Annotated in this window: 2 protein-coding genes; one reads left to right on the plus strand and one right to left on the minus strand. The window is 67.2% G+C overall.

Annotation, left to right across the window (positions count from 1 at the left end):
• Positions 1-226: 226 nt before the first annotated feature.
• Entirely contained in the window at positions 227-2,557 is a 2,331-nt protein-coding gene (gene bglX, locus ACE5C1_RS00925) for a beta-glucosidase BglX (protein WP_374942187.1), read from the plus strand.
• A 343-nt stretch (positions 2,558-2,900) separates the two neighbouring features.
• Here bglX and ACE5C1_RS00930 read toward each other — a convergent pair.
• Positions 2,901-4,029 (minus strand): IS3 family transposase gene (locus tag ACE5C1_RS00930; protein WP_374942188.1). Its coding sequence is split into 2 segments (ribosomal slippage): positions 2,901-3,777 and positions 3,776-4,029, totalling 1,131 coding nucleotides; the frame shifts between segments, so codons are not numbered across the junction.
• Positions 4,030-4,090: the final 61 nt, after the last annotated feature.

Raw genomic sequence — 4,090 nt, forward strand, 5'->3', positions numbered from 1 at the left:
GGCTGTGGTGGCCAAGTACCTCCCGGACATCATCAACAACCCGCAGGTCGAGCGAGCACGCGGCATCACGCTCAAGCAGATGCAGACCTACGTTCCGGACTCCGTGCCCGACGCGGTGCTGGCCAAGATCGACGCCGACCTCGCCGCTCTGCCTGCGCGAAAGCAGCCGTGACGGCAGCGCCCCGCGGCGCTGGGCCGCGACTGTAGTTGTTCAAGAGGACGGTTGATGCGCCTTCGATCACTGATGCTGGCGATGGCCGGCGCATCGGCCTGCCTTGCGGCGCCAGCTACGGCCGAACGCCGCGACCGCCCGCGCCGCGCCACGACAAGCGCCTGCGTCTCCGACGCAGGCGTTCGGGCGCGGGCGGACGCCCTGATCGCGCGAATGACCGTTGCGGAAAAGGCGGGGCAACTGACGCAGCGGTTCGCCCTGCCGTTCAACGTCAAGCAGATCGACCAGGCGGTCACCGGCGGCAATGTCGGCGCGCTGCTGTTCGTCAGCGACCCGAAGGAGACCAATCGGCTCCAGCGCCTCGCCCTCGACACGTCGCGTTTAAAGATACCGCTGCTGTTCGGCTTCGACGTCGTTCACGGCTTCCGGACGATCTTCCCGGTCCCGATCGGCTATGCGGCGTCGTGGGACCCGGCGATGGTGGAACGCATCTCCGCGATCGCCGCCGCCGAAGCGCGCGCGGCGGGTGTCAGCTGGACGTTCTCGCCGATGATCGACGTGACGCGGGACCCGCGCTGGGGCCGCATCGTCGAGGGGCCGGGCGAGGATCCGTTCCTGGCGAGCGTCATGGCCGCGGCCCAGGTCCGCGGCTTCCAAGGTCCGTGCCTCGGCAGCCCCGGCCGCGTCATCGCGGGCGCCAAGCATTTCGCGGGCTATGGCGCCGCAGCCGGCGGGCGCGACTATGACGAAGCCTCGATCGGCGATGCCGACCTCCACAACATCTACCTGCCGCCGTTCAAGGCGGCGGTGGACGCCGGCGCGGGCAACATCATGGCGGCCTATATGGCGCTCAACGGCGTCCCGGCCTCAGCCAACCGCTTCCTGTTGCAGGACGTCCTCCGCGATCGATGGGGGTTCAAGGGGTTCGTCGTCAGCGACGCCGATGCGGTCAAGAACCTGGTGACGCACGGTGTCGCCGCTGACCCCGGGGAAGCGGCGCGCAAGGCGCTCGATGCCGGAATCGACATGGAAATGGCGATCGCCGTGCCCGCGTTTGACCGGTTGCCCGATCAGCTAGCGGCCGGCACGGTTTCCCCGGCGCGGTTGGACGAGGCGGTGCGCCGCATACTCGAAGCAAAGATCCGGATGGGACTGTTCGAACACCCCTATGTCGATGAGGCCGCGGCGGCGAAGCTGCTCGGCAGCCCGGCCCACAGGGTCGCCGCCCGCCAGGCGGCCGAGCGGTCCGCCGTGCTGCTCCGCAACGAGGGCAATCTCCTGCCGCTCGACCAGAAGGCGGTGAAATCGCTGGCCGTCATCGGGCCGCTCGCGGATTCCGAAGTCGACACGGCTGGCCCCGCCGTGTTCGAGCAGCAGATGCCCCGGGCGATCACCGTCGCGTCGGGGCTTCGCGCGCTGCTCGGGGCGGGGGTACGGGTGGACGTCATCAAGGGCGTCTCGCTGCCGTCGCGGCTCAACCCTTCGCCATTCGACATGGCGACCGGCGGTTCCGCCAAGCCGCCAGTGGGCGACGAGGCGGCGGAAATCGCCCGCGCCGTGGCCGCAGCGCGATCCGCGGACATCGCCGTGCTGGTGCTCGGCGAGGGCCAGAACATGATCGGGGAACAGGGCTCCCGCTCGACCCTGGAGCTGCCCGGACGGCAGCGCGAGTTGCTCGACGCGGTGGTCGCGACCGGCAAGCCGGTCGTGCTCCTGCTGATGAGCGCGCGGCCGCTGACGATCGCCGATACCAAGGCCGCGGCGATCCTCGATCTCTGGTATCCCGGATCGGAGGGCGGCGCGGCCGCTGCCAACCTGCTGTTCGGCCGTGCCGCACCCGCCGGACGGCTGCCGTTCACCTGGCCGAGGGACGTTGGTCAAGTGCCGCTATTCTACGCGCACCTGAAGTCGCACGAGCCCCGTAATGCGAACAACCGGTACTGGAACGCGCCGGGCAGTCCGGCTTTCCCGTTCGGTTATGGCCTGAGCTACTCGACCTTCACCTATGCCAATCCGCAGGTGGACCGGGCGGCGATCTCCCCCGACGATCAGGTGACCATTTCCGTCGACCTGACCAACACCGGCGCGCGCGTTGCCGACGAGGTGGCGCAACTCTACCTCGGACAGCGCACAGGATCAGCCGCGCGACCGGTACGCGAGTTGAAGGGCTTCCAGCGCGTCACGCTCAGACCTGGTGAGCGGCGGACACTCTCTTTCGTGCTCCGACCCGAGGACCGCCGATACTGGAGTGCGGAACGTCAAGACTGGGTTCAGGATGCCGCTGAGTTTGACGTCGCCGTGGGACGCGACTCGTCGGCTGGTTTCGGCACCAGCTTCAAGGTGATGCGGACGGCCACTCCTCTGGCGACGAGCCAACACGAATGAAGATCATGTTCACAACCGCACACGCGGGAGCAGAACCTAACCGCCCTTTTTAGGTCAGGGTTCATCGATCATGCCAGTAGGCGGCTGCGGAAACGAGGGCGGTGGTGAGGGTCCCCCGGTTTCTCATCCAGGCTGGGGGTGAGTTTCCGGCGTTCATTCGGCCGCGATCCTACCGCGGCAGCAGCACATTCGATCGGCGTCAGCCAGCCAAGCGTAAGCGGTGTTCTCAGGTCACGGCGGTGGCATGATTCCAGGGCATGAGCTGATCGAGGGCGGTGGCGCTGTGCCCGGCGGCGAGGCGGGTGAGCGTGTCGCGCTGACGTGCTCCCCAAAGCCCTACCAGTCATAACTGGAGTCCGGGGTTGGTATGGTGCTCCTCGGGGCAGTGTTGCACAACCCGCCTGGCAGCATCGGCGGGCGTCAGCCCGCCTATCCCGCTATGCGGTCGCACGTGGTTGTAGTCGTCGCGCCAGAGCCGCAGCACCGAGCGGGCATGGCCGAGCGACACGAACAGCGTCTCGTTGAGGCATTCGTCGCGCAGACGACCGTTGAAGCTCTCGACATATCCGTTCTGCTGCGGCTTGCCGGGCGCGATGTAGTGCCACTCGACAGGCCGGTCCTGTGTCCATCTCAGGATCGCCAGACTGGTCAGCTCGGTGCCGTTGTCGCTGACGATCATCAGCGGCGACACGCCGCGCGCAGCGATGATAGCGTCCAGCTCACGGGCGACACGTGCGCCTGACAGCGAGGTGTCGGCGACCAACGCCAGGCACTCCCGTGTAAAGTCGTCGACCACCGCCAGGATGCGGATACGCCGGCCGCTGATCAGCGTGTCGCTGACGAAGTCGAGGCTCCAGCGCTGGTTCGGACCTTGCGGCAAGGCCATGGGTGCTCGCGTGCCCATAGCTCGCTTGCGGCCACGTCGGCGTGTGACACGAAGGTTCTCCTCGCGGTACAGTCGCAGCAGCTTTTTGTGGTTCATGACCAGTCCCTCACGGGCCAGCATGATCCCCAGCCGTCGGTAGCCGAAGCGCCGACGTTCCGCCGCGATCTCGCGCAGCCGCGACCGTAGGTCGCCATCATCACTACGCCGGGGCGCGTAGCGCACCGACGTCCTGTCCACGCCGAAGATGGTACAGGCCCGACGCTCGCTGATGCCGAACAGTTGTCGAGCATGCTCGACAGCCTTTCGCTGAGCGGCGGGCCTCACCAGTTTTTGCCGCAACTTCCTTCAACACAGCATTGTCGAGCATGGCGTCGGCCAGCAGCCGTTTGAGCCGGCCGTTCTCCTCCTCGAGCACCTTCAGCTTGCGCGCCTGCGACACGTCCATCCCGCCGTACTTGGCCTTCCACGCATAGAGCGTCGCGCTGCTGATGCCGTGCTTACGGCACACGTCGGCGGTCTTCATCCCGCCCTCCTGCTCGCGCAGCACCGCGATGATCTGCTCCTCGCTGAACCTGGTCTTCTTCACGTCCGTCTCCTCACGAAGGCGGACTCTAGCTCAGACTGGCAGAGTTTCAGGGGAGCACGTC

This window comes from Sphingomonas sp., from assembly GCF_964263785.1.
Classification (GTDB): Bacteria; Pseudomonadota; Alphaproteobacteria; order Sphingomonadales; family Sphingomonadaceae; genus Sphingomonas.

Coding starts and splice junctions, on each gene's coding strand:
- bglX (WP_374942187.1), top strand. CDS start 227: ATGCGCCTTCGATCACTGATGCTGGCGATGGCCGGCGCATCGGCCTGC.